Genomic DNA, 18265 nt, shown 5'->3' with positions numbered 1-18265 from the left:
TGTCATGTTCGTTTGGACGTGTCTGAGTTCAAGGCCCGGGCCAGCTCGCGGTTGGCGCCCCGAGCCGCCGCGAGTTCCTCGGTCCGCTCGCCGAGAACATTGCGCGTCTCCGCGAGTTCTTGTTCGAGCATAGAGATGCGCCGCTGGAGTTGGTCGATGTCGACGGGGGCGCCGAGGCCGGCGTCGGCACCACGGTCCTGTGCTGTCCGCCGTCGCCGGGCGTCCACTTGAGCCAGAGCATGAACAGCCCCATGTCGCGGGCCGCGGTTCGCCAGTCGCGTCCCGTACGAACGCTTGCAGCGTCACGCAACAGCTTTCGAACCCCCAGAGAACCTTCGCCTTCGCCTGTGTCAGGCAGCTGTTGAGGCGCGCTGTTCCCCTGGGCCCCGCGAGCGACAGAACTTCCCAGGCCCAGCGCTTGGCCCGTGATCGACACCATGTCTCATGAGACATGGTGAGCGCGAAGAACACTCCCACGCGGACCACGTCGCGGGGCTGCCCGGCGTACTACGCGGGCGCTCGGTGGGCGCCATCGAGACAACGGGGTTCGAGGAGCCCGAGGACCAGGCCGAGTTCGTGCTCCGGGAGGCGGCGTCCCGGCGTATCCCGGTGACGAGGGCCCTCGCCGGGGAGCGGCGACGGACAGGCGACCTCGACTGGGAGGTGTTGTGGCCGAGACCGGCCCCCGCTCCCGAGCCGGAGGGGGCCAACGACGCCAGTGTCACGCTGCTCGTACGGTCGGCCGGGCTGCGCCTGCTGCTCCTCGGAGACCTCGAACCCCCGGCCCAGCGGGCGCTGTTGAGCTCACCGGCCGCTGCGCAGGTGCGTGCCGTGGACGTCCTCAAGGTCGCCCACCATGGTTCGGCCTATCAGGACCCCGACCTCATACGGGCGGCGGCCCCGAGGCTGGCGCTCATCTCCTGCGGCGCGGACAACCCGAAGGCTCGTGACTTCCAGTTCTAGCACGTCTGCCCTGGTCAGCGCATCGACTCAACGGCGAGAAGCGGACACGAAAACGGCTACTTACGCGACCATGAAACCGCGTATTCGCGTAACCTGAGCAGGTCAAAAAGAGTGCCCCGGCGGGAAGGGTGAAGGCTTCCGCACCGGGGCTTACCGACTGATTGGAGTCGGCATGGCTGAGCCTATCGGCGCTGAGACACAGGATCCCTTGCGGCGCCTACCATGGACCGGCCCCGGAGGCATGGCGGAGTACGCAACGTCCGGGGAAGTGGACCAAATTGCCGACAGTACGGAAGCCCACATCATCAAAGTGGGGCGCAACGATGCTGCCTACGCGTTAGCCATGGCACAGCGTCCGGAAGTCTCACGCGCGGAACTCTGCTCTTTGATCGAGAAGTTGGCGGGTGCCGTGAAGGAGGTTGCCAGCGTGGCGGAACTTCGCGGAGAACGGCTCAGTGAACCTGCTTACGGTCCGGCGGCAAGAGCGCTTGAGGAAGCGTTGCGGATGGCTCTTAGCCAGCGTTGACCAGAGCAGTCTAGAAAGCCCCGCCCGTGCGCCACGGGGATAGGAGACGCACGGACGGGGCAGCCGACCGGCGCAAGCAAGATCAAGTACCCGACAACGCAAATATTGGCGTTGCCGCATGGACGACCACGGCCGACCCCTCTACCGTCGTGTTCAGCGGCTCCAACAGGGGCCAGACACAAGGGGGTTCAGCATGGCGCGCGAGGAACTGACCCGGCTTACCGGCAGTGGCAACGGTGAGTGCAATCAGAACGACTGCCCGAACGTCTACCGGAGTGCAAACGGCTCCATCATCGTTCAGGGCGGTGTGTCCGACGCTTTCCAGCCCCCGGCCGGGGAAGGGCTCGTGGAGATCCCCGAATCGGTTCTCAGGGAGGCTGTTCGTGCTCTTGGATGGTGAAGCCTGGCAAGCCAAATTCCGGGACTTCCAGAGCGAGGCATGGCGACTTGAGACCTTGCCCGCTTACAACGTTCCGCAAGAAGCAGAAGAGATCCGGGTCTTTCTCGCTGGCGAGCGCATCGACCCTCGCACGCACTCGAATGACTACACCGAGGATCTGAAGCGGGTACGCCGAGAAGGCAAGAGCAAGGGTCGCGTACACATCGTCACCCGCCCGCTTTCCACGTACCTCCGCTATGAGTTCATGTACTACCTGCCCCACGTGTGGGCTGGCGAAGACATCCGAATCATGGACGTGACCGAGCGCGCTAACCCGCTGTCTGGTGTTCAGGATTTCTGGATGTTCGACAAATCAGAAGTCGTCCTCATGCATTACGGGCCAGACGGCACGCAGATCAGCCGGGAAGTGCACGCGGGCGACGTAACACCCTTCATCGAATGCCAGCGCATCGCATTGGCCGAGTCGGTGCCCTTCGAGGAGTACGTGAAGGGCCTTGACCTATGACCCGGAAGAGCTAGGCCAGTCAAAGACTGATCTAGCCGACACACTTAAGACGCTTCGTAAGCGAGTCGGGATCACTCAGACCCGGCTCGCTCAGCGCTGCAATATGTCTCAGACAAAGATCAGCAACATTGAAGGGGCGAAGCTAACACCGAGCCTTGTTGACGTTGAACTGATCCTCAGAGCCTTGGATGCGCCACCTGAACTTGTTGCTCAGGTTGTGGCGCTAACTCGTTCTGCTAATACTGAATGGCAAGACGTTTGGTCGCAGCGCCGCACCGGCCTTGAAAAGAAACAGAACGAGCTAGCCGGGTTCGAGCAATCCTCTACAGAGTTTCGGTATTTCCTGTTGTCCATGGTGACCGGCCTACTTGCGACACCCGAATATGTGAGGGCGAGTCTCGCCCACATCTCCGGAGACCACAGCAAGGCCATTGCGAAGAAGCTGGAACGACAGTCGATCCTTTATGACACATCGAAGCACTTCACGTTCATTCTGACTGAACAGGCCGCCAGATGGCCGTTTCTCCCTGCGTCAGCGATGGCAATGCAAGTCGACCGTTTGGCGTCGATTAGCCTGCTGCCGAATATCCGACTTGGGATTATCCCGCTGGGCGGTCATATGCCGGTTGGTCCGCTGAATACTTTCACTGTCTATGACAAGCGGATAGCGACAGTTGAGACCCAGACGGGAGCAATGGTGTTCCGGGATCACCGGGACGTGCGGGCATACCTAGATGAGTTCGACACGTACGAGGGCTACGCCTTGTTCGGGGATGCAGCGAGAGAACGACTGTCCGATTGGGCAGTCCTCTTCCGTTCATGATCTTTACCCGACCACGGAAATATTGGCCGGGTCGGTCCGTACCTCCCCTTACCTTGGTTACACGACCAAAGCAGGCGGAGGGGATGGCACGTGAAGACCATTCAGGAGGAAGCCCCGGCCCCAAAGGTAATGCGCTGGAGTTGGACGCGTCACGCAAAGTGCGTCAGCCTTGCCCGCTCCCAGTTGCGCAAATACCTCCAGCGCTGGGATGCCGAGGATCTGATCGATTCTGGCACTTTGCTGCTATCGGAGCTTCTCACCAACTCCATTCGACATGCGCGCGTGTCCCCAGGGCGTGAAATTGAGACCGTATTCGAGGTCACTGAGGAAATGCTACGCATTGAGGTCTCGGACGCCTCTAACGAGCTGCCAGCGCTGCGCCACGTCAGCGAGAGCGACGAAGAAGGCCGGGGCCTGGCTCTAGTTGCCATGGTGGCAACGCGTTGGGGCACTGCTGCCCGCAAAGTGAACGGGCAATACGCGATCGGGAAAACGGTGTGGTTCGAGATCGCCAGGAAGGCTAAGGAATGACCCGCGCGGTATACCGATTCGTTGAGTACAAGGTATCTCAAGACCCGACCGGCGAACTCTCGTGGGTTGCCGTATGCGTGTCCGGTGACGAGGCAGATTGCGGAGAATCTTCGGGCGACGTGGACGAAGAGAAAGCCGTTCATTGGATGGCAGAACACACCCGCGATACCGGGCATGTGAGGTTTCGGAGAACCTTCGTCGACTATGCCACGGTCGCACCGAAGGAATAGAAGCCCCCGCCCCGGCCCTGCTTTGGTCGAGCGCCCCGGGGCGGGCCTCTCTTGCTCAGTGCCCCTCCGTACTCTCTGAGCCAAAATCTGACGTTCCATCAGAAAACAGAAAGCCCCGTACCGGCCACCGGGACGGCAGCGGGTACGGGGGCAGAATCAGAAGTGCCGGGGGCAGCAGTCGAGCGTGAACAGGTCGAGCGGCTCAGGGTCGATGCCGACTTCCAGCCGGTACAGCGCGGCGAACACGGGCCACAACGGGTGATCCGCCGGAGCTTCCCGTTCGGCCAACTCGCAGCAGATTTCCCGGAGTTCGTCACTCGCCACGGCGGTACGCCTCCAGAGCGGCGACGGCAGCCGCGCGGGCAGCGCCGATTGGGTCAGCCGAAGCGGCAGGGTCAGCCGTCTTCTCGTGCGCCGACAGGGCCGTGTCGAGTTGTCCGAGGAAGCGCAAGAGCGGGTGCGCCACGGGCACGCCGGACGAACCAGGGACCGTAACGCCCTCGGCGACGATCTGAGCCGCTACCGCGTCCCACACGGCCCGAAGTGCCGGATACCGCTGCGCGTCCACAGAGGCGGGCTCAGGGCGGCTCTTGGATGCCGTGTCAGTTGCTTTGCGGGCGCGTGCTGCCGCCTTACGGTGAGCGTCGCCGCAGTACCGGGTGCGCCGGTCGGCGTCAGCGGGAATCAGCACACCGCACGGAGCATGTGCGCATCTTCGTTTCATTCGATTCCCTTTCCTTCCTTGCGAGTTGGCGGACAGCCCGGGAAGGCGTGTCCGGGACGGACGTGTTTTCCGTGCTGGGACCTGGATTGCTGAGAGCGAATGCTCCTAACTTTTGACCGGCCTCCCCACCCTCAGCGCATTCGGCGTCGATCCTCGCGGGTCTTCTCGATGTGATGCGGCTTGCAAAGGATTTGCACGTTCTCTTCCACATCCTTTCCGCCGAGACCCAATGCAGTGCGGTGGTCAACGTCCACGGCGGAAGCCGGATACTCAAGCCCGCACTTCGAGCAAACGCCGAAGCCTGCCTTATCGACAGCCTTGCGCAAGCGTGCCGCCGCGTTCGTCCCGCCTAGCAAGCACGCTTGCCTGTTGAGCTTCCTCGTGCCATTCCACACGGCTTCCTGTCTAGCGCTGTGTTCATAGCATCTACTCTTACCGGGCTCGGCCCATGACCGGCAGTCAAGGCACCGGGTGCGCATAGCCACCCCCCTACTGGTGAAGCCCCCTATCCCGCCGAAAGATAAGGGGCCTATCCCCAACTCACTCAATTGAGTGGGTTGGAGTGTTGCGACTCGGACGGATAGACCGGTTCTTCGGCGTGAGCGTCAACCGGCCGAAGAGCATTCAGTGCGGCGAAGAGTTCGGCTCGCTGCCGAACGTCCTTCGGGACGACCGCATGCCGCTCGACGATCGCATATGCGCGCTCAAGTACGTCGTTCATTCGCTCCGCCTCACACCAGGATGATCGGGTCTATCTCGTACGGCTTCCGTGCCTCAGCAATTCGGGCGCCTTCGGGTATTGGCAGGAAGACGTGAATACCGCTGTCGCTGATGCAGCCGACGCAAGCAACCGACCAACCGTCGTCGTCGTGTTTGTGTCCCGGCTTCCAGTAGACCGCCGTGAGCTTCGCGGGTCCGCTGTAATTGCAAATTCGGCAACCGATCGGGACACGCTTGCCGAAGTGGGCAATCCGCTGACAGACACCGACGAGCGTCACGTTTCTGCGGAGTGCACGGTTGCGGAACCTGGCTACTAGTCTCATACGAGTTGCGCCCTCCGTATGTTGAGCCATTCCATACAGGGCTTGCATACCCACCCATCAGATATAAGCGGGATATCCATGAAGAGTTGCCGAGCGTTTTTCGCAATTATCCGGTCAAGCTCAGCCGGCTCGAATTGATCCGTTGCTTTGTGCGTGACGCTGACGCTGCACCTATTCACGGAAAAGTTCAACCCCTCGAATCCACCCCATGCAGTCACGGCAGATGGTGACTAGCCGCTTGTCTTTTACGTTCTCGATCAGCACTCCGCTTCGCTCTCGAATAATAGATGGCTCAGCGAATTCGACGCTGGACGGCTCGTGATATCCCGGCTTGCCGTCGACAGTGCACTTGTTCAGAGCGCACGGGAGAAGCCCCGGGTGCCCCCTTTGGGCCATGCGGTCGAGAAGGGTTTCCCGGAGCTTCTGAACGTCCCTGAGAGAAGCCATTTCACGCGCTCTTGGTGAGAGTCTGAACACGACCCACTCGCGCCACGATTGGCGAACCGATGCGGGCGCGCATGCCCATCAGGATCTGATCCCTTTCGTGAACCTCCGGCGCTTCAGTCGACGCATGGAACTCCGGCTTTTTGCGGATGACGGCAAATATGGATCGGAGATCCGCGACGAGCACTTTGCCGACGGGCATAACAACGCTGCCGTCGTTGAGGTCCGGGATCGAAAGCAGTGCGGGTAGTCGGTCGAGCTTGTCGCCGGGCACGCTCGAAAGGATCGCGGCAATCTCAGAAGGCCGCGCAACGATTGCCGACGCATCGGCCCCAGCATCCTGCACCCGGGCAACGGCGTCGAAGAGAGCAGCAGTGTCGACAGCCGAAACAGAAGTGTCAACCGCGCCGCTGAGAAGTCCTTGAAACTCGCCGTCAGTTGTGGTGCCACCGTTCAGAAGGAAGTGGTCTGCACGAGCCCCCACAGCGGCAGCCAGACCGTTTTCAGTAGCCGTCTCGATGATGGGGAGATCCGTGATCTCGTCACGATCAGCCGTTGCAAAGGCGCTGAGCTTCACGGCTTCAAAAAGACCGGCGGTCACAGGATTCTCAACGGCAGTGTCAGGGTCGTTCCGTCCGAGAAGATGAGCCGTCAGAAGCGGCGGCACGGCGACCCGACCCCGGAGCTTCCCGAACGGCTGAGTAGAGATCAGCGGCAGGAGTCGAGATCCATATCCCCCGGCATTCAGGACGGTCTCAATCAGCCCGTCGGAAGTGTCGGTGACCCACTCCGCAGAACGAAGCTCCGCCACGGTCATACGGCCGACACGAACACTGTCGAGATCCCGCTTTACGGGGGCATCAGTAAGAGTCAGAAACTCATTCATCCTCTCCGCCTCAGCACCGTTCTCGACGAGCCGACGAACCTTGCCGTCATGCTCAGCAATCTCACCCAGAAGGCGAGACTCAATGGCTCGGGCGGTCGGAGTCATCGCCCGCCCCTTCCACGTCTCTGCATGCTGCCAGAGTCGCCGTGTAGCTTCCTCGCGAGCCTCAATGTGCATGGCGGCAGAATTGGCGTTAAAGGTCATGGGAGTTCCCTTCGATCGAGAGTGCGCCCGCTCGGATTGAGGGGGGAAATGGGTGGACGGTTCCCCCGGGGAGAATTAGGCGACGGGTCCGGTATCACATAACGCGCACGCGTCGAATCTCTACTGTCTTCAGACTCGGGGCATTACTGACCCACGCAAGCCAATGACCGCGCGCTTCCTCGCGCTGATTTCGGTGAATCTCCCGCTTCACGTCAAGCTCTCTTTCCCACGCCTTGCGTGCAGCGTCGGCAATCTCTTCGGGAGAAGCTCCGCGCCGCATAAGCGCGTCAAAGGTCCGGTGCGCCCGGCGAGTCATGGGCTCATAGTGGTTAAGGTTGAGCGAGTACAGAAGCCCGTTCGGGTCCACAAGCGGATTGGGATCCGTGTGAGCAAATGCCCACTCCTCAGCGGTAACCCCGCTCCAAACACATTGATGTAACTTCGCCGGTCCACGGTTCTTCCGAAGAAGCGCATGAACTTGGTCGTATTCCTTGCTCGACGAAGTCACACGCACTCACCACCGAGAAAGCGCGAAACAGCGTGAACTCGACGCACACCCTGAGTCACTTGAGTTGCAATGCAGCGATGGCAGACCAGCGAGGAATACGGAAAGTCCTTGGCCGCTTTACTGTGCTCGCATTCGGCGCATGTCCGGTAGGGAAACGAGATAGCTGAGACCTTGCGTGGCATGGTTAAGCCCCTCGGTCCAGAAACGAAGAAAGCCAGGTACCAAAGGCGGCAACCTGGCCTCGGCCTAAAGGGCGTTACTAGACGCTTTCCTCTGCGCCCTTGGCTATTGCCTATCTAGCGAGTCGGTTGCCCGATTCCACCTTTGAGGGTCGGAGGTGGGTTGTGACTCAGGTCGCTGTGCGCGCCCCGCTGTTGCAGGGCGAGTGCCATGCGGGGGTCACGGAGGGCCGTGAGAGGGGCTGTGAGGTGCCAGAGGGGCCCGTGGTGAGACGGAGGGGCTGCCTGCGCGTCAGGCGGGCTCTGGGGGTCTCCTAGGGTTGCTGTCCGTAGGCGGCATGAGTCGGTTGCCTGGTAGGGCTCAAATCCGGGGCTGTGACGAAGTGACGAAACGGATGCCAACTTCGGAATGCTTAAGAGAATCCTTAGTACATCCTAGAAATTGATCACAATCGTCACTCCGTCACTTACCGCAGGTCAGCGCTCCGTTCAGGGAGCGCCGCTGATTTTTCCTCCGTCACTTGAGTCACGGCATGCAAAAGCCCCGCCCGGATCTCTCCGGACGGGGCTCGGGTCTTGGGCTATGCGATTGGCGCGTCCGATGAATTTTGCAGTCTGGGAACCTGTAAATCTTGTCTAGGCGTTCAACTCCACCTCAAGGCCGAGTGCTATGTCGGCAGCCTCAGCGAAGAAGGATTCCGTGAATGTGAAGCTCACTCGGTTCTCGTCAAGTCGGAAGCACTTCCCGCGCTTTGCTTTCTTGACTTCGAGCTTCGCGCCAGCCGTCAGAAGGATCTCGCGCTTTCCTGCGTCGTCCGCCGAGTGCCACTCGTTCGCGAAGGTGCGGTCAAGCTGAGTCACTTCGGTTCGGGCTTCCATTTTATCTCGACCCATGAGTTCCGTAATTCGCTTGTCGAGTGCGTCGCGTCGCTTCTCCCAAATCGTCTGAGTGACAGGGTTAGTCTGTGTTCCTTCGGATTTCATGTGCGATTCATATTCTGCTGCCGTAGCGTCGATCTCCGGTTGCGGGTCATAGCCTGGAATCGTCTTCGTCTGTGTGAGTCTGAGGGCCCCTACGGTGCGCAAGAATTCGCGCTCAACGTATTCGTCGGCCCACTGTCGTTTAACGGTTGCGCGTGCCGCACAGGGGTGACCTCGGGTGTACGAGCCGCACTTGTACGTTTCCGTCTTGCTTGTGCTCTTGCTGCTGCTGGCAGGGCGGTGCAGATACATGCGTTGTCCGCACCCATCGCAGAGAATGACGCGAAGGAGGAGAGCCACAGTGTCCACGCGGTCAGTGTTCTTGTTATCAACGGACCGCTCGGCGAAGAGAGCGCCGATAACGTCGAATTCTTCGCGGGTTAGAATCGGTTCAGCCGTAGCCATCACTGGCTTACCCTCACTGTCTCGCACGGGCATGCCGCTGGTCACCTTCCAGCCAAGCATGCGTTCCGATGTGAGAAGTTGCTTTACCGTTCCATGCCGCCATGCGAAACGCTCTCGGGTGACTGTCTCTCCTGCCCTCCCGCCGATCTTTCCGCCCGTATTGCGGCCCTTTCGGAGACTCCAATGGTCACGAGGGGAAGGGATCGCGTCTTCGTTGAGTTCGGTTGCAATGGCGGCGGCAGTCTTGCCGTCCATGAGTTCGCGAATGATTCGCTCAATTACTGCGACGGCTTCTGGATCCTGTACGAGTGTCCAGCCGCCACCTTCGAGTGGTGCGGGAATGTAGCCGTAAGGCGGTCGGCTTCCGCGCCACCGAAGCGGCATGACACGCATTGCTGCCTGAGCACTCGTAACACGCTCGCGAATGGATTGTGATTCCATCTGAGCCGCGAAGGCGAAGAGCGTGACCATGAGTTGTGCCATGGGGTCGAGCGGGTTTCGGAAGTCGAGTACGAGTCGTCCGCCGGGACCTTCGGCGAAGACGATCATCTTGCGGTGTTCGCGCGCCCATTTAGCTAGTTCATGCATGTCATCCATGGACCGGACAGCGCGATCAAAGCGCCAAAAAAGGATTGCGTCGAAATCGTCCGGCCGACGGAGCCACGCTCCAAGTTCCGGACGTTCAAAGGGAGTTGTCTTGCTGGCGCTCACACCCAGGTCAACGGCTTCCCTGTCGGCAAGGCCGATCCCGAGTTGCGCGGCGGCAAATCGGTTTGCTTCCCGCTGCCGCTCAGGGCTCGTGGTCTCGTCGGTGAGCACGGACAGACGGAGCGCGGAGACTCCACGGAGGGTGTTGGGGGGGTTCATGTACCCGGGTGAGCGAGTCGATTGCTCAGCGTCTCTGACCTGCACCGATGTGACCACGGGGGCCCTCTCCTAGAACTACTAGTCGAGAGTCTTCGGAAACACGTATGGACATCCCGCCCCCAGCACGGTGGCCGCGCTCAGGGAGGGGGGTGCCGTGGTGCTGCGGACGGACGAGGACGGGGCGTTGGCGGTTGTCGGCGCGGGCGGGGAGCTGCGGGTGGCGAGAGACTGAGGACATGGACTCCGCACAGGCTGATGCCTACCTCCGTCGGCTGGGTGCCGAGCGCCCGGCGTCGCCCACCTTCGACGTACTGCGCGAGCTGCAACTGCGGCACCTGGTGTCGGTGCCCTTCGAGAACCTCTCGATCCATCTCGGCGAGGACATCGTCCTGGAGGAGAACCGGCTGTTCGACAAGGTGGTGGGTGCCCGGCGAGGCGGGTTCTGCTACGAACTGAACGGTGTCTTCGGGGCGTTGCTCACGGCGCTGGGCTTCGACGTCACGCTGCTCGCGGCGCGGGTGTACGGCGACGAGGAGCGGCTCGGGATTCCCTACGACCATCTCGCGCTGCGGGTGCGGACGGGGGACGGCGGCGACTGGCTGGTCGACGTGGGCTTCGGGGCACACAGTCACTGCCCGCTGGCGATCGGGCAGCGGCGCGAGCAGGAGGATCCGGGCGGCACGTTCAGGATCGTCGAGGCGGGGCCGGACGCAGCGGGAGTGCGAGGCGGCGGGGTGGACGGGAACTCGGGCACGGGCACGGGTTCGGGTGACCTGGACGTGGTCCGGGACGGCAGCCGTCGGTACCGGCTGGAACTGCGGCCCCGTGTGCTCGGGGATTTCGTGGCCGGGGCCTGGTGGCACAGCACCTCGCCGGAGTCGCACTTCACGAAGTCCCTGGTCTGTTCGCGGGTCACGGCGGACGGAGGGAGGATCACGCTCGGCGGCCGGAGTCTCACGGTGACAGCGCCGGGCGGGGAACGGGAGGTGAGGGAGCTGGGGGCGGACAGCGAGGTGCTCTCTGTGTACCGGGAGCTGTTCGGGGTCGAGGTGTCCGGTGTGCCGACGGTTCGGGGATCGGCTGGGGGCGGCTGAGACACCTGGGGGCGGAGGTGGCTGAGGCGGCCGGATCGGGCTTCGGGGTAGCGGAAAATGTCTCCGTGAGCGATGTGAGACATGTGCTGGTGCTGCCCGACCGTGATGCCGCCGAGGACGTGGTGGAGGCGCTGCGTGAGCGGTTCGGCCTTGCTGAGGAGCCGCGGCTCGTGCGGGATGCGCTGGCCGGCGAGGACGACGCGGAGGACGCGCAGTGGCTTGTGGTGCTGCGGGACGAGGCGGGGCGGCTGGACCCGACGGAGCTGGACGAGTTCGCGGGGGAGTGGGAGGGATGGCGGGAGGAGCCGTAATTCGTGAGGAGCCGTAGTCGTGGACGTCGTCGCGGACGTGGTCGTGGCCGTGGCTGTCCGCCGGAGGCTTCGGTGAGCTTGGTGGGCGGTGGCGTTGTCAGTGGCTCGTGGGATGCTTTCGGGGATGGCCAAGAAGACCGCACATGACGACCCTCTCGCCCCTGTCACGCTTGCCGTGGGCCAGGAGGACCTCCTGCTCGACCGTGCCGTGCGGGAGGTGGTGGCCGCAGCCCGGGCCGCCGACGCCGACACGGACGTCCGAGACCTGTCCTCGGACCAGTTGCAGCCGGGCACGCTGGCCGAGTTGACCAGTCCGTCGCTCTTCTCGGAGCGCAAGGTCGTGGTCGTACGCAACGCGCATGATCTGTCGGCCGACACGGTCAAGGATGTGAAGGCGTACTTCGGGGCGCCTGCCGAGGAGATCACCCTCGTGCTGCTGCACGCGGGGGGAGTCAAGGGCAAGGGACTGCTCGACGCGGCGCGCAAGGCGGGGGCGCGGGAGGTGGCGTGTCCCAAGATGACGAAGCCGGCGGATCGGCTGGCGTTCGTACGGTCGGAATTCCGGGTGACGGGGAGATCCGCCACGCCTGAGGCGTGCCAGGCCCTCGTCGACTCGATCGGGAGTGATCTGCGGGAGCTGGCGTCCGCGGTGACCCAGCTCGTCGCGGATGTCGAGGGGACGATCGACGGGGCCGTGGTCGGGCGGTACTACACGGGGCGGGCCGAGGCGTCGAGCTTCGAGGTCGCCGACCGGGCTGTCGAGGGGCGGGCGGCTGAGGCGCTGGAGGCGTTGCGGTGGTCGTTGTCGACCGGGGTGGCGCCGGTGCTGATCACCAGCGCGCTCGCGCAGGGGGTGCGGGCGATCGGGAAGCTGTCCTCAGCGCGGGGTGGGCGGCCGGCGGATCTCGCTCGGGAGCTGGGGATGCCGCCGTGGAAGATCGATCGGGTGCGGCAGCAGATGCGGGGGTGGACCCCGGACGGGGTTGCCGAGGCGTTGCGGGCGGTGGCTGTGGCTGACGCGGGGGTGAAGGGGGGCGGGGACGATCCTGAGTACGCGTTGGAGAAGGCGGTTGTGGTGATCGCTCGGGCTGCTCGGTCTCGGGGGCGGGGGTAGAGGGGTGGGGTTTCTTCGCCGCCGCCCCTACCCGTCCCATCCTGTTCCTGGGGGCTGCGCCCCCAGACCCCCGCTTCGGCCCTGAAGGGGCCTTGTCCTCAATCGCCGGACGGGCTGAAAATGCGGGCCGCGCTGGAATGGGCGGCGATCGCGTTCATGCCGAAGGCCCCGTCGCTGTCCTGGGGTAGGACAGTGGACGGGGCCTTCGGGCAGAACGTTCTGCTTGGCTTCACGCCCGCGTGGCGAACGCAGTTCGTGCGTGGAGCCGGTGTGCCGGGTGGGGGCGGGAGAGAGGGCCCGCTGGGTCCTTCCGGCGGTGTGTCAGATCAAGAAGGAGAGGTTCAGCCCTGGAGCGAGGCAACCTTGGAAGCAAGCGCCGACTTCTTGTTGGCGGCCTGGTTCTTGTGGATGACGCCCTTCGCGACGGCCTTGTCGAGCTGACGCGAGGCAGCGCGCTGAGCCTCGGTGGCCTTCTCGACGTCACCGGCGGCAGCGGCCTCGCGGGCCTTGCGGACCGCGGTCTTCAGGGAGGACTTGACGGCCTTGTTGCGCAGCCGGGCCTTCTCGTTGGTCTTGATCCGCTTGATCTGGGACTTGATGTTCGCCACGAATGAGCCTTTTCAGGTTCAGGCGCACGAGGGCATGCCTCACACGCCGTTTGATTGCTTCTTTGTTTCACTGCGTTTCACCGCACGTGTGTCTCCTGCTGAGAGGGCATGAGACACAACGATCCAGGCTACCAGTCGCCCTCCGGACAGCCCAATCCGGTTGTCGGGCCCCCGGTCGGGGACTCGGCCGGACCGTGCGAAACCGACCAAACCGGTCCCTGCTCCCCGCCCGTGGGACCATGGAGCCTACGTATCGATCCGACCCGAGACCGCAGACACTGCGGACGCCTCAAGAATCAGGACCCTGCGTGCCCGCGATCCCTAGCCATGTGCCCGAGCCGAGCCGTACCGACCCGGCGCTGCTCCGCAACTTCTGCATCATCGCGCACATCGACCACGGCAAGTCCACGCTCGCCGACCGGATGCTCCAGCTGACCGGAGTGGTCGACCAGCGGCAGATGCGCGCCCAGTACCTCGACCGCATGGACATCGAGCGCGAGCGCGGCATCACGATCAAGTCCCAGGCGGTGCGCCTGCCGTGGGCCCCGACCGACGGGGACGGTCAGGGCAGGACTCATATCCTGAACATGATCGACACCCCGGGACACGTCGACTTCACGTACGAGGTGTCGCGGTCGCTCGCGGCCTGCGAGGGCACCGTCCTCCTCGTCGACGCCGCCCAGGGCATCGAGGCCCAGACCCTCGCCAACCTGTACCTGGCGATGGAGAACGAGCTCACCATCGTCCCGGTGCTGAACAAGATCGACCTGCCGGCCGCCCAGCCGGAGAAGTTCTCCGAGGAACTCGCCAACCTCATCGGCTGCCAGCCCGAGGACGTGCTCAAGGTCTCGGCGAAGACCGGCATCGGTGTGGACGCGCTCCTGAACCGGGTCGTCCGCGACGTCCCGGCCCCGGTCGGCGTCAAGGACGCGCCCGCCCGCGCGATGATCTTCGACTCGGTCTACGACTCCTACCGGGGCGTGGTCACCTACGTCCGCGTCATCGACGGGCAGCTCAACAAGCGCGAGCGCATCAAGATGATGTCGACCGGCGCCACCCACGAGCTCCTCGAGATCGGCGTCTCGTCCCCCGAGATGACCTCGGCCGACGGTATCGGCGTCGGCGAGGTGGGCTACATCATCACCGGCGTGAAGGACGTCCGTCAGTCCAAGGTCGGTGACACGATCACCAGCAAGGAGAAGGGCGCCACTGAGGCCCTCGGCGGGTACAAGGACCCCAAGCCGATGGTCTTCTCGGGCCTCTACCCGCTGGACGGCTCGGACTACCCCGACCTCCGCGAGGCGCTGGACAAGCTCCAGCTCAACGACGCCGCCCTGGTCTACGAACCGGAGACCTCCGCGGCACTCGGGTTCGGCTTCCGCGTCGGCTTCCTCGGTCTGCTGCACCTCGACGTCATCCGTGAGCGCCTGGAGCGCGAGTTCAACCTCGAACTCATCGCCACCGCGCCCAACGTGGTCTACCGCGTGATCATGGAGGACGGGAAGGAGCACACGGTCACCAACCCGAGCGAGTTCCCCGAAGGCAAGATCGACAAGGTCTTCGAGCCGGTCGTCCGGGCCACGGTCCTCGCCCCCAGCGAGTTCATCGGCTCGATCATGGAGCTCTGCCAGACCCGCCGCGGCACCCTTCTCGGCATGGACTACCTCTCCGAGGACCGGGTCGAGATCCGTTACACGCTCCCCCTGGCCGAGATCGTCTTCGACTTCTTCGACAACCTGAAGTCCAAGACCCGCGGCTACGCCTCCCTGGACTACGAGCCCACCGGAGAGCAGGACGCCCAGCTGGTGAAGGTCGACATCCTGCTGCACGGCGACCGCGTCGACGCCTTCTCCGCCGTCACGCACAAGGACGCGGCCTACGCGTACGGCGTACGGCTCGTTGCCAAGCTGCGTGAGTTGATCCCGCGCCAGGCCTTCGAGATCCCCATCCAGGCGGCCATCGGGTCGCGGGTCATCGCCCGCGAGACCATCCGTGCGATCCGCAAGGACGTCCTCGCCAAGTGCTACGGCGGTGACATCTCGCGTAAGCGGAAGCTGCTGGAGAAGCAGAAGGAGGGCAAGAAGCGGATGAAGATGGTGGGCTCTGTGGAGGTTCCGCAGGACGCCTTCATCGCCGTTCTGTCGAGCGACGAGAACGCGGGGTCGGGCAAGGGCAAGAAGTAGCCGACACCGGCCCGTGGGAATCGGGAGAACATCGGTAGAACGGGGGCTCGTCGCGTAAGAACGCGGCGGGCCCCCTTCGTGTGCGTACCGTCGGGCCGGTAGGAAGCGATCAGTCGCTCTCTGTACGAAGTGACAGGCCGTCGCCCCTTACGCGCCGGGCGGTCGCGCCTTACTCTGATCTCTGCTCGGTAGTTACTCGCGAGTCACTCAGGTTCGCCTCGTGATGTGCATGTCGGTCACACCCTGCTGACCTGCTTTTCTGCTGGGGGTCCGGGGGTCGTCCCCCGGGAAGACGAAGACGCAGTAACAACAGCCGCAAATGAGCCAGCCGCCGCACTGCCGCGGGCCCCGGAGGATGTCGTGAGCGACACACAGACCTTGATCGAGAACCGTCCGCCGTCCGTCGCCGGTCTTTTCCTGGACCGCGTGGCCGCCACGCCGGACGCCGAGGCCTACCGCTACCCGGTACCCCCGGCCGCCGGTGAGGGCCCCGACGACTGGAAGTCGCTGACCTGGGCGCAGACCGCCGAACGCGTCTACGCCATTGCCGCCGGCCTCATCGAACTGGGCGTACAGCCGGAGCAGCGCGTCGCGCTCGCCTCCGCGACGCGCGTCGAGTGGATCCTGGGCGACCTGGGCATCATGTGCGCCGGCGCCGCCACGACCACGGTGTATCCGCAGACCAACACCGACGAGTCGGCGTTCATCCTCTCCGACTCCGGCAGCAAGGTGCTGATCGCCGAGGACGTGACCCAGCTCGCCAAGGTGCAGGAGAAGCGCGCCGAGCTGCCCGAACTCACCCATGTCGTGGTCATCGACCCGGCCGGCGTCGAGTCGGGCGAGGGGGTGCTCACCCTCGCCGAGCTGGAGCAGCGCGGTGCCGCGTACCTGGAGAAGAACCCGGACCTGATCAAGGAGCGGGTCGGGGCCATCACGAAGGACCAGCTCGCGACCCTTATCTACACCTCGGGTACGACGGGCCGGCCCAAGGGGGTCCGGCTGCCGCACGACAACTGGTCGTACATGGCGAAGGCGATCGCCGCGACCGGGCTGGTCGGCGCGGACGACGTCCAGTACCTGTGGCTGCCGCTCGCGCACGTGTTCGGCAAGGTGCTGACGTCCGGCCAGATCGAGGTCGGGCACGTCACCGCGGTCGACGGCCGCGTTGACAAGATCATCGAGAACCTTCCGGCCGTGCAGCCGACGTACATGGCCGCCGTGCCGCGCATCTTCGAGAAGGTCTACAACGGGGTCGCGGCCAAGGCACGGGCCGGTGGCGCCGCCAAGTACAAGATCTTCCAGTGGGCATCCGGGGTCGCCCGCGAGTACGCCAAGGTCACCCAGGACAACTTCCGGCGCACCGGCAACGCCTCCGCGCCCTTCGCCCTCGCCGCGAAGCACAAGGTCGCCGACGCGCTCGTCTTCGCCAAGATCCGTGAGGCCTTCGGCGGCAACCTGCGCGCCTGCGTCTCCGGATCGGCCGCACTCGCGCCCGAGATCGGCTTCTTCTTCTCCGGCGCCGGCATCCACATCCTGGAGGGCTACGGCCTCACCGAGTCCTCCGCCGCCTCCTTCGTCAACCCCGGCGAGGCCTACCGCACCGGCACGGTCGGCAAGCCGCTGCCCGGCACGGAGGTGCGTATCGCGGACGACGGCGAGATCCTGCTGCGCGGGCCCGGCATCATGGAGGGCTACCACGGCCTGCCCGAGAAGACCGCCGAGGTGCTGGAGTCCGACGGCTGGTTCCACACCGGTGACATCGGTGAGCTGTCGCCCGACGGCTATCTGCGGATCACCGACCGCAAGAAGGACCTCATCAAGACGTCCGGCGGCAAGTACATCGCGCCCGCCGAGGTCGAGGGACAGTTCAAGGGGGTCTGCCCGTACGTCTCCAACATCCTCGTCCACGGCGCCGACCGGAACTTCTGCACGGCCCTCATCGCGCTCGACGAGCCGTCGATCCTGGGCTGGGCGAAGGACAACGGGCTCGACGGGAAGTCGTACGCGGAGGTTGTCGCCGCGCCGGGGACGGTGGCTCTCATCGAGGGGTACGTCAAGGAACTCAACGGAGGGCTTCAGCGGTGGCAGACCATCAAGAAGTTCCGGCTGTTGCCGCGTGATCTTGATGTTGAGCACGGGGAGATCACGCCGAGTCTCAAGTTGAAGCGGCCGGTTGTCGAGCGGGAGTACAAGCACCTGATCGATGAGATGTACGCGGGGTCGCGCGAGGCGTAGCGCGGAAACGGTTCGGGTGGCGGGGGCTGTTGGCGGCTGCGGGTTCGTTGTGGCTGGTCGCGCCCCGCGGCGGCGCCGCAAATGTCACAGCCCCGCGACCCTGACGTCAGGGCAGGCACCCCTGCCCACCAGGCGCCGTAGCGCCCGCACCCATCCGGTCGGGGTCCTGTGGGCCGTCGGCCATCGGCCGTCGTGTCGACCGCTTCGGTCGCATCCCGCCAACTGCCCGACAGGCCCCGCACCTCGGCGTGTCCGCCGAGCAGCCCCTCCATGCCCGTCTCGCGCGGGCCGGCCGTGCCGGATCCGGTTCCGTCGTACGCGGTGTTCCTCGGAGTTGACGTGCGGATCGCGGTCCACGGTCAGGTGCGCCTTCGCGAAGTCGTTGTCCCGGGCCGCTGTCGTCGCGGCGAGCGGTGGACGCAGATCGGCTGCCGGAATCTGCCCGTCTTTGAACACTTCCAGAGCACTGTTCTCGCTTATGCGGCTCACTTCGTAACTCGG

At 64.2% G+C, this 18265-nt stretch carries 17 protein-coding genes and 1 pseudogene; 11 read left to right on the top strand and 7 right to left on the bottom strand.

All coding sequences use genetic code 11. From position 1 onward, the window contains the following. Window positions 1-2 precede the first annotated feature (2 nt). Window positions 3-227, bottom strand: coding sequence for a hypothetical protein (locus G3I56_RS01055; protein WP_164406551.1), 225 nt, complete (start codon window positions 225-227; stop codon window positions 3-5). 241 nt (window positions 228-468) lie between these two features. Between G3I56_RS01055 and G3I56_RS01050 the strand changes: the two are divergent. From G3I56_RS01050 to G3I56_RS01025, 6 genes and pseudogenes are all read left to right on the top strand, one after another. Next, a pseudogene (locus tag G3I56_RS01050) lies at window positions 469-939 on the top strand (MBL fold metallo-hydrolase); the annotation flags it as partial. A gap of 265 nt (window positions 940-1204) precedes the next feature. Further along, entirely contained in the window at window positions 1205-1489 is a 285-nt protein-coding gene (locus G3I56_RS01045) for a hypothetical protein (RefSeq protein WP_164406549.1), read from the top strand. A gap of 193 nt (window positions 1490-1682) precedes the next feature. After that, window positions 1683-1889, top strand: coding sequence for a hypothetical protein (locus G3I56_RS01040; protein ID WP_164406547.1), 207 nt, complete (start codon window positions 1683-1685; stop codon window positions 1887-1889). Beyond that, the gene (locus G3I56_RS01035) at window positions 1873-2394 is read left to right on the top strand and encodes a DUF6879 family protein (RefSeq protein WP_164406546.1); all 522 of its coding nucleotides are present in this window, start codon (window positions 1873-1875) and stop codon (window positions 2392-2394) included. Before G3I56_RS01040 ends, G3I56_RS01035 begins: the two co-directional genes overlap by 17 nt. After that, the gene (locus tag G3I56_RS01030; RefSeq protein ID WP_164406544.1) at window positions 2384-3217 is read left to right on the top strand and encodes a helix-turn-helix transcriptional regulator; all 834 of its coding nucleotides are present in this window, start codon (window positions 2384-2386) and stop codon (window positions 3215-3217) included. The genes G3I56_RS01035 and G3I56_RS01030 overlap by 11 nt, the downstream gene beginning before the upstream one ends. Window positions 3218-3307: 90 nt before the next feature. Further along, window positions 3308-3748, top strand: coding sequence for an ATP-binding protein (locus tag G3I56_RS01025; RefSeq protein ID WP_343239827.1), 441 nt, complete (start codon window positions 3308-3310; stop codon window positions 3746-3748). Window positions 3749-4134: 386 nt separating this feature from the next. On the opposite strand, the gene G3I56_RS01020 is transcribed toward G3I56_RS01025, so the two are convergent. The 5 genes from G3I56_RS01020 to G3I56_RS01000 all read right to left on the bottom strand — a co-directional run bounded on the left by G3I56_RS01020 (window position 4135) and on the right by G3I56_RS01000 (window position 10171). After that, a complete protein-coding gene (locus G3I56_RS01020; protein ID WP_164406542.1) occupies window positions 4135-4302 on the bottom strand; it encodes a hypothetical protein in 168 nt (55 codons plus the stop codon). A 944-nt stretch (window positions 4303-5246) separates the two neighbouring features. Next, entirely contained in the window at window positions 5247-5423 is a 177-nt protein-coding gene (locus G3I56_RS01015; RefSeq protein WP_164406540.1) for a hypothetical protein, read from the bottom strand. Window positions 5424-5433: 10 nt separating this feature from the next. Further along, the gene (locus G3I56_RS01010; RefSeq protein WP_164406539.1) at window positions 5434-5700 is read right to left on the bottom strand and encodes a hypothetical protein; all 267 of its coding nucleotides are present in this window, start codon (window positions 5698-5700) and stop codon (window positions 5434-5436) included. A 493-nt stretch (window positions 5701-6193) separates the two neighbouring features. After that, window positions 6194-7279, bottom strand: a complete 1086-nt coding sequence (locus G3I56_RS01005; protein WP_164406537.1) for a hypothetical protein — start codon at window positions 7277-7279, stop codon at window positions 6194-6196. A gap of 1323 nt (window positions 7280-8602) precedes the next feature. Next, window positions 8603-10171, bottom strand: coding sequence for a recombinase family protein (locus G3I56_RS01000; protein WP_343239826.1), 1569 nt, complete (start codon window positions 10169-10171; stop codon window positions 8603-8605). 284 nt (window positions 10172-10455) lie between these two features. Between G3I56_RS01000 and G3I56_RS00995 the strand changes: the two genes are divergently transcribed. The 3 genes from G3I56_RS00995 to holA all read left to right on the top strand — a co-directional run bounded on the left by G3I56_RS00995 (window position 10456) and on the right by holA (window position 12738). Continuing rightward, window positions 10456-11313 (top strand): arylamine N-acetyltransferase, encoded by an 858-nt coding sequence (locus G3I56_RS00995; RefSeq protein ID WP_164406533.1) that lies wholly within the window; start codon window positions 10456-10458, stop codon window positions 11311-11313. 65 nt (window positions 11314-11378) lie between these two features. Further along, window positions 11379-11624 carry a hypothetical protein gene (locus G3I56_RS00990; protein ID WP_164406531.1) on the top strand — a complete coding sequence of 82 codons (246 nt, stop codon included), beginning with the start codon at window positions 11379-11381 and terminating at the stop codon, window positions 11622-11624. Window positions 11625-11748: 124 nt separating this feature from the next. Continuing rightward, a complete protein-coding gene (gene holA, locus G3I56_RS00985; RefSeq protein ID WP_203688906.1) occupies window positions 11749-12738 on the top strand; it encodes a DNA polymerase III subunit delta in 990 nt (329 codons plus the stop codon). 341 nt (window positions 12739-13079) lie between these two features. On the opposite strand, the gene rpsT is transcribed toward holA, so the two are convergent. Then, entirely contained in the window at window positions 13080-13346 is a 267-nt protein-coding gene (gene rpsT / locus G3I56_RS00980) for a 30S ribosomal protein S20 (RefSeq protein ID WP_164406527.1), read from the bottom strand. Between the two features lie 308 nt (window positions 13347-13654). Here rpsT and lepA point away from each other — a divergent pair, with 308 nt between their 5' ends. Together lepA and G3I56_RS00970 are read left to right on the top strand one after the other, a co-directional pair. Next, window positions 13655-15529, top strand: a complete 1875-nt coding sequence (lepA, locus tag G3I56_RS00975; protein ID WP_164406525.1) for a translation elongation factor 4 — start codon at window positions 13655-13657, stop codon at window positions 15527-15529. 360 nt (window positions 15530-15889) lie between these two features. Next, window positions 15890-17764, top strand: coding sequence for an AMP-dependent synthetase/ligase (locus G3I56_RS00970; RefSeq protein ID WP_164406523.1), 1875 nt, complete (start codon window positions 15890-15892; stop codon window positions 17762-17764). The last annotated feature ends 501 nt before the right edge of the window (window positions 17765-18265 follow it).

It is taken from the genome of Streptomyces sp. SID12488 (assembly GCF_010548275.1).
GTDB lineage: Bacteria > Actinomycetota > Actinomycetes > Streptomycetales > Streptomycetaceae > Streptomyces.
The sequence above is the reverse complement of the archived record's forward strand: the minus strand, read 5'-3'. Positions and strand labels throughout refer to the sequence as shown.

What these genes read in the sequence shown, in the direction of transcription:
- G3I56_RS01045 (WP_164406549.1), top strand. Translation starts at nt 1,205, where the DNA reads ATGGCGGAGTACGCAACGTCCGGGGAAGTGGACCAAATTGCCGACAGT.
- G3I56_RS01040 (WP_164406547.1), top strand. Translation starts at nt 1,683, where the DNA reads ATGGCGCGCGAGGAACTGACCCGGCTTACCGGCAGTGGCAACGGTGAG.
- G3I56_RS01015 (WP_164406540.1), bottom strand. Translation starts at nt 5,423, where the DNA reads ATGAACGACGTACTTGAGCGCGCATATGCGATCGTCGAGCGGCATGCG.
- G3I56_RS01005 (WP_164406537.1), bottom strand. Translation starts at nt 7,279, where the DNA reads ATGACCTTTAACGCCAATTCTGCCGCCATGCACATTGAGGCTCGCGAG.
- G3I56_RS00995 (WP_164406533.1), top strand. Translation starts at nt 10,456, where the DNA reads ATGGACTCCGCACAGGCTGATGCCTACCTCCGTCGGCTGGGTGCCGAG.
- holA (WP_203688906.1), top strand. Translation starts at nt 11,749, where the DNA reads ATGGCCAAGAAGACCGCACATGACGACCCTCTCGCCCCTGTCACGCTT.